The organism is uncultured Roseobacter sp., assembly GCF_947501835.1.
Classification (GTDB): domain Bacteria; phylum Pseudomonadota; class Alphaproteobacteria; order Rhodobacterales; family Rhodobacteraceae; genus Roseobacter.
On the sequence record NZ_CANMXR010000042.1, the window covers coordinates 1 to 5651 of the forward strand.

Genomic DNA, 5651 nt, shown 5'->3' on the forward strand with positions numbered 1-5651 from the left:
AGCGTGACCCGGATGAGCGACAACGGCCCCAAACAAAGAAGGAAAACGAGCTTGACCCAAACGCCCAATTAGAGAAGGAGACATCCAGCAATCGATCAGTATGCTGCGGTGCAGCCCGCCATTCCGGACTTTCGCTGCGGGCGCAAAATCAGAAGGTGCTCGAGCTCACAGTTTGCGGACAAAGCGCCAATTCGCTGCGGTTGCGCCAAGGTCCATTTTTGGCGGTGATACGTAATCTATGCTGCAGCGAACAAGGATAAGTTTCTCTATCAAAATGACGGTCCAATGACTTTCATGGTTTGACATTTCATTCTCTTCTGGACAGCAGTTAGAGAGAAGTATGCAGTCATCTGGAGACGCAACAAGATGAGCGGTACCTGCAATCCATTTAGCTATCAAGCGGATGAAAACGTACCTTCTTTTGACGATACGTTCGCAGTTGTTGTGATGGATGGTGAATGCGCGCTGTGTACCTTCGGCGCGCAGCTGATTGATCGCTTTGATAAGATCGGCAATATCCGAATTTGCCCTGTCCAGTCTCCCTTGGGGCGTGCGCTTCTGGTGCATTATCGGATAGACCCAACGGACCCCGAAAGCTGGATTTTTCTGGCAAACGGCGTGTGTTGGACGTCGTTTGACGCTTGGATCAGAGCGGGGGAGGCCGTCGGCGGCATCGGGCAATTGATGCGTGTGTTTTGGCTTGTCCCGAGACCAGTCCGGGACTGGATTTATCAACGCGTTGCCCGCAATCGCATCGTCATATTTGGCAAAGCCGACATGTGCAGTCTGCCAAGCCCTAGTTTCAGGGCGCGATTGATCGGAGATGAGTGATCGTTTCGATGTCCAGTGTTTCGAGTTCTGACAGATAGTCCGCAAGGGAGACCATCCCCAAGCATGGCATTGCACCTGCAGTAGGCTGATCCCCTTTTGCTATGCGCGCAGCGAGGATAATGGCTGGTATCGTCGGGATGTGCGGGCCGCAGCCATTGTGTGCAACAATGAACCAGCTCCGCTCTATTTGTTGACCAGGGTTTTCGGCGCTATCGCCGGTCAGGAACACATGCATGCCGCCATCTTTGCTACCGAAGGGATTGAACCAATTGCTAATCGACAACAAAGCTGGGGCCATTCGTTCGAGCGGAAGAGGAAGACCAAGTCGCACGAGGTGGGAAATAGCCCAAAGGCCGAGGTGCATCAGGCCAAGCTCCAGCCCCGCGGAAAACTGGATTGTTTTGATGTTATGCCGATCTGGCAGCAAGTCCAGGTCGGGGACATCGCAGTTGGCCATCCACCTTGCACCAAGACCCGGATAAGGTTGGCGGTATATATCCTGCCAACCGTAGATGTCGGACCTGATCCCTTTGAACGGTGCCAGCCTTCGCCCGACATAGCCAAGAATCGCGCGTGTCGTCGCAAGACCACGTTCGGCCCCTTGCCCTGGGGCAATGCCGTACTTCATCAGGTCAATTCGCGCGAAGTCCGACGCATAGGCGGCCACAACAGCGTCCGAGAGCGCGGGAACTGTGCTTGCACCACTGATAATCGCAACACCGGCGTCTTGCGCTTGCTGGTCTAGTTCGTTGATGCCCGTCACAAATTCCCGCCCATCGGCAAGATCGATATAGTGGATCTTGTGATCAATCGCGGCGCGGGCAACATCGTATCGTTGTCCTTGGAACGGACCAACGGTGTTCACCACGACACAAGGATCATGTTCCTTGAATGCCCGGGCAAGCTCTGTTTCGATATCTAATTTCAGTGGGGTGGCATTGGGGCCGATTGATTTTGCTAGATCGCTCGCTTTTTGAAAGTTGCGTCCCGCTATCAAAACGGGGATGCCTTTGGACGCCATCGCAGCGCTAATGCGTTTGCCAAAATTTCCGTAACCACCAAGGACGAGCGCACAATTAGCCAAGGGTTACCTCATCGATTTCGAACGCACCGGAGTATGAATAGAGATACCCAAAGAGCCAATGTTGTATTGTCATTTCCATGCGGAAATGAGTGCCGTCGATTGCCTCTTCCCATGCAGAGGGGACGCCAAACAGCCACGTCACCGGGAGCCGCATGGTCAGTCGGCCCAGCTTGAATCTGTAACCTATATGTTCCAACCGGAACAAGGGTTTTGGTCATGCGAAACAGAGGGGCTGCCAAACGCATCAACCAGCTTTGCCGGATATCCATCAGGCCAGTGACACGCACAACGTCGTCTCTGTGTGTCCGGTTTGCATAGTGAGCGTGAAACACCTCGGGCATGGTCGCCCAATCTTCGCCAAAGATCTTTTCGAAGAATGGTTCGTTTTCTGACATGGCCACCTCTTGTCTGCACAGGTTCTAGGTGGTTATCCGTTGGTATGGAATACTTGGTCTTAAAGTGGATTCACATCGTCAGCTCGACTGTGCTGTTCGGGACCGGAATTGGGCTCGCATTTTTCTATTTTGCAGCGCACAAGGCGAAAAATCTTGCAGCGATCAAATTCGCAACGCAGATGGTGGTTTTGGGTGATCTCATTTTCACGACGCCGTCAGGCTTTGTTCAACTCATCAGTGGCGCATTGCTGATATCGCAGGCGGGATGGACGTTCGACGCCACATGGTTGTGGGTCGCGCTGGTCTTATTTGCGTTTGCAGGCGCATGCTGGCTACCCGTCGTTTGGATACAGGTCAAAATGCGCAAAATAGCGCATGACGCAACCGATCTTTCGCAGCTCCCCGCAGGCTATTGGCGCTACTTCAGGCAATGGGTGCTGTTGGGGTCGCTCGCTTTTCCAGCACTTCTAGGGGTATTTTGGTTGATGATCGCAAAGCCGAGTTTTTGAGTTGATTTGAAGTCGTCGAAGGATGAAAGCAAATCAAGTTGCCTAGGAAACGATAAGGTTTAAGTAGACACGGCTAAAGCGATTTGGCGTGCCGTAAACGGTATCTATCAGCCGAGATTTCGACGGCCATTTCGTTTTTCCCGATACTACACATTCGCTGCGACACCGAAAAACGGCAAAGGGGGCTCCTACCGGACTTCAGATGCGCCGCGGCATCCATACTTTTTGGCGTCCTGACAACCGTCACCGACGGCCCAGAGCCGACCTTGCCCAGCCATCGGGCACGCTGCAGCGCGGCCCGTCGAAGGAGACATTCGCTGCGGCAGCAAAGCTTGGGGCTCTCAAACTAACGGTCTGCGGGACGAAGCGGTCACTCGTTCTTCGAGCACCGGACTGCCCTCAGAAAACCCCCGCTACCTCATACATCACCGGCTCGAAGCGCGTGGAAAGCTGTGCAATCTCGCGGTTCCGTGCCCGCATTTCTTCGCTACGTAGCATCGCCTGAAAGTCCTCGCGCTTCGCCCATTGCGAGTAGTTGGCTATCCGCGTCTGCGCGTCGTTAACGTGCAGACCCGCAGCGATGAAGCCTGGCTGTTGTGAGACGAAGTCTCGATAGGCACCCTGCAACTTGTTCATTAGATCGGCGCAAGTGCCCGGGGAGCATTCGAACGTGGTGATGACAGTTTGACATGTGGCGGCTGTATCAATCTTGAGCATCGAGTCCTCCTCCCTAGCAGTATAGCAGCTATCGCACCGCCTTGCGCGGCTGCATGTTTACTCGGCGTCGAACCAACGGTTTTGAGGCAATGGATGGGCTCTGAGGCTTGGTAGGATTGGGCTACTTCCAGACCATCACCGAATTTCGTATGACTATCCGCTCTCTGCATGGCAGGCCTAAAAGCAACGCAAAGCGTGTTCGGTGAGAACTCGCCAATCGATCAATCAAGTTGACCGATCCTCACAAACCTCTGCTCGATCGCGTCTTCGCCCCATTGTCGGCCTGCCTTTTCTTCGGCCAGTTGGAAACCGACACGTTCATAAAGGGCGCGGGCGGTATCGAGGCCCTGAAACGTCCAAAGATGCGTTTCCGAAAACCCCTGCGCATCGCAAAAGGCGATGGCCGCGTCCAGCAGCCGCTTGCCGATGCCGGTACCGCGCAAGGTGTCGTCCACGATGAACCACCGCAGATGTGCGATATCGCCCTCCAGATCCTGACCGTCAATCGCAATCGATGCGCTGATCCTGCCACCCGACGCCACATGCCAGATGCCGTTTATCGGTGCATCAAGGCGTGTCATGAACTCGGCCAGTTCTGACGCCACCTTGGTCTCGAACGGCAGTCTGAAGCCTACCAGCCCGCTGTAATAGTGCGCGTGCATCTCCACGACACCCGCCAACAATGTCGGGCGGTAGCCCTCGGCGATCTCCGGCTCATCAGGCGCCGTGCTGTCCGAACGCGAGCGCGCCAAAGCCTCAGCATAACCTTCCAAACCAGCAATCAAGGTGCGAACGGTGTCCTCCGCAAGCGGCGCAATCGCCTGACCAACCCGCGTTTGAGCCGATTTCGCGATGGCCGCAAAGAGATCACGCCCCTTTGTCGTCAAGGTCAATCGCTTGACCCGAAAGTCGTCCTCATCCTGCGTTTCGACAAGGTCTCCGGTTTCGATCAGTTTTTTCAACAATCGGCTGACCGAAGATTTTTCAAGGTGCAAAAGGTCCGATAGATCGCGCGCCGTGGTTGCGCGGCCTTCCGCGATCTCGATCAAGGCGTGAACCGCTGACGGGGACAGATTGGTGCCCGCCAGGGTTTGCTCCATGAAACCGAGCTCCCGCACCAACCTGCGAGAGGCCGAACGGATTCGTTCGATGTCGGTTGCGGCGTCGGCTTTCATACTGGCTTCCCGTATAGTTGTATGATACAACTACCTCTGATCGATACGAGGACGCAAGCATGAACGACATCGCTGACCCTCATGAAACCTTCGCTGGAGAGGTCGCCCTCGTCACAGGTGGCGCGACCGGGATAGGAGCGGCGGCATCGCGGGCCTTCGCGGCACGCGGCGCACAGGTCATCATCGCGGCCCGGCGTAGGGACAAGGCAGAGGCAACGATTGACGAAGTAAAGGCGCAGGGCGGACGCGCCGCGTTCATCCAGACGGATCTGACCGATCCGAACCAGATCGAGGCTCTACACGAAAGCATACTGGACGAGTATGGGCAGTTGGACATTGCTTTCAACAATGCCGGGTATCAGGAAGCCAAGGCCCCCCTGGTCGATCAGACGGTGGACGTCTACGCACGTGTGTTCGACACTAATGTCCGGGCGGTCTTTCTGTCGCTGCGGCGCCAGATTCAGGCGATGAAAGGACGCGGGGGTGCGATCGTTGTCAACGCGTCGGTTAGCGGGATGAAGAACCCCAATCCGGGCTTTTCGATCTATTCCGCGTCGAAGGCCGCTGTCATTTCACTGACCAAATCAGCGGCGATGGAAGCGGCGGAGCAGGGTGTGCGTATCAATGTGATCGCACCCGGACGGGTCGTGACGGACATGATGCTGTCATCCAAGGTCATGGACATGAAAGCCGTCGCAGCAGGTCTACCCATCCGTCGCATGGGAGAGCCGGAGGAAGTGGCCAACGCCGTCGTCTGGCTCGCCTCAGATGCGGCATCCTCCGTTGTCGGGCATATCCTTGCCGTCGATGGCGGCTTCATGGCGACTTAGGATGGTCCGACAGTCGCGGTTCTATACGCCAAGGTCGTCAACGCGGGACCAAGCCGACATCAGACAATCCAGTCAACCACGCCAGCGAAGCCAAGTGTATATCCAAATGC

9 protein-coding genes are annotated in these 5651 nt (G+C 55.7%); 4 read left to right on the forward strand and 5 right to left on the reverse strand.

Annotated elements, in window-relative coordinates; all coding sequences use genetic code 11:
• On the forward strand, positions 1–260 hold a 260-nt coding region (locus Q1A20_RS25830; RefSeq protein WP_299919645.1), incomplete at its 5' end, for a hypothetical protein.
• On the opposite strand, the gene Q1A20_RS25835 is transcribed toward Q1A20_RS25830, so the two are convergent.
• On the reverse strand, positions 166–567 hold the full coding sequence (locus Q1A20_RS25835; protein WP_299919660.1) for a hypothetical protein: 402 nt from the start codon (positions 565–567) through the stop codon (positions 166–168). The genes Q1A20_RS25830 and Q1A20_RS25835 overlap by 95 nt on opposite strands.
• On the opposite strand from Q1A20_RS25835, the gene Q1A20_RS25840 reads away from it, so the two are divergent.
• A complete protein-coding gene (locus Q1A20_RS25840) occupies positions 448–831 on the forward strand; it encodes a thiol-disulfide oxidoreductase DCC family protein (RefSeq protein WP_299919658.1) in 384 nt (127 codons plus the stop codon). The two genes, Q1A20_RS25835 and Q1A20_RS25840, sit on opposite strands and share 120 nt — an antisense overlap.
• On the opposite strand, the gene Q1A20_RS25845 is transcribed toward Q1A20_RS25840, so the two are convergent.
• The gene (locus Q1A20_RS25845) at positions 803–1915 is read right to left on the reverse strand and encodes a saccharopine dehydrogenase NADP-binding domain-containing protein (RefSeq protein WP_299919648.1); all 1113 of its coding nucleotides are present in this window, start codon (positions 1913–1915) and stop codon (positions 803–805) included. The two genes, Q1A20_RS25840 and Q1A20_RS25845, sit on opposite strands and share 29 nt — an antisense overlap.
• A complete protein-coding gene (locus Q1A20_RS26220) occupies positions 1908–2120 on the reverse strand; it encodes a DUF4166 domain-containing protein (protein ID WP_367180976.1) in 213 nt (70 codons plus the stop codon). Before Q1A20_RS26220 ends, Q1A20_RS25845 begins: the two co-directional genes overlap by 8 nt.
• 234 nt (positions 2121–2354) lie before the next feature.
• Here Q1A20_RS26220 and Q1A20_RS25850 point away from each other — a divergent pair, with 234 nt between their 5' ends.
• Positions 2355–2819, forward strand: a complete 465-nt coding sequence (locus Q1A20_RS25850) for a DUF2269 domain-containing protein (RefSeq protein WP_299919650.1) — start codon at positions 2355–2357, stop codon at positions 2817–2819.
• Between the two features lie 399 nt (positions 2820–3218).
• On the opposite strand, the gene Q1A20_RS25855 is transcribed toward Q1A20_RS25850, so the two are convergent.
• A complete protein-coding gene (locus Q1A20_RS25855) occupies positions 3219–3536 on the reverse strand; it encodes an antibiotic biosynthesis monooxygenase (RefSeq protein WP_299919653.1) in 318 nt (105 codons plus the stop codon).
• A gap of 221 nt (positions 3537–3757) precedes the next feature.
• Entirely contained in the window at positions 3758–4711 is a 954-nt protein-coding gene (locus Q1A20_RS25860; protein WP_299919655.1) for a helix-turn-helix domain-containing GNAT family N-acetyltransferase, read from the reverse strand.
• A gap of 59 nt (positions 4712–4770) precedes the next feature.
• On the opposite strand from Q1A20_RS25860, the gene Q1A20_RS25865 reads away from it, so the two are divergent.
• Positions 4771–5541, forward strand: a complete 771-nt coding sequence (locus Q1A20_RS25865; protein WP_299919656.1) for a glucose 1-dehydrogenase — start codon at positions 4771–4773, stop codon at positions 5539–5541.
• Positions 5542–5651: the final 110 nt, after the last annotated feature.

Coding starts and splice junctions, on each gene's coding strand:
- Q1A20_RS25840 (WP_299919658.1), top strand. CDS start 448: ATGGATGGTGAATGCGCGCTGTGTACCTTCGGCGCGCAGCTGATTGAT.
- Q1A20_RS25835 (WP_299919660.1), bottom strand. CDS start 567: ATGCACCAGAAGCGCACGCCCCAAGGGAGACTGGACAGGGCAAATTCG.
- Q1A20_RS25850 (WP_299919650.1), top strand. CDS start 2,355: ATGGAATACTTGGTCTTAAAGTGGATTCACATCGTCAGCTCGACTGTG.
- Q1A20_RS25855 (WP_299919653.1), bottom strand. CDS start 3,536: ATGCTCAAGATTGATACAGCCGCCACATGTCAAACTGTCATCACCACG.
- Q1A20_RS25860 (WP_299919655.1), bottom strand. CDS start 4,711: ATGAAAGCCGACGCCGCAACCGACATCGAACGAATCCGTTCGGCCTCT.
- Q1A20_RS25865 (WP_299919656.1), top strand. CDS start 4,771: ATGAACGACATCGCTGACCCTCATGAAACCTTCGCTGGAGAGGTCGCC.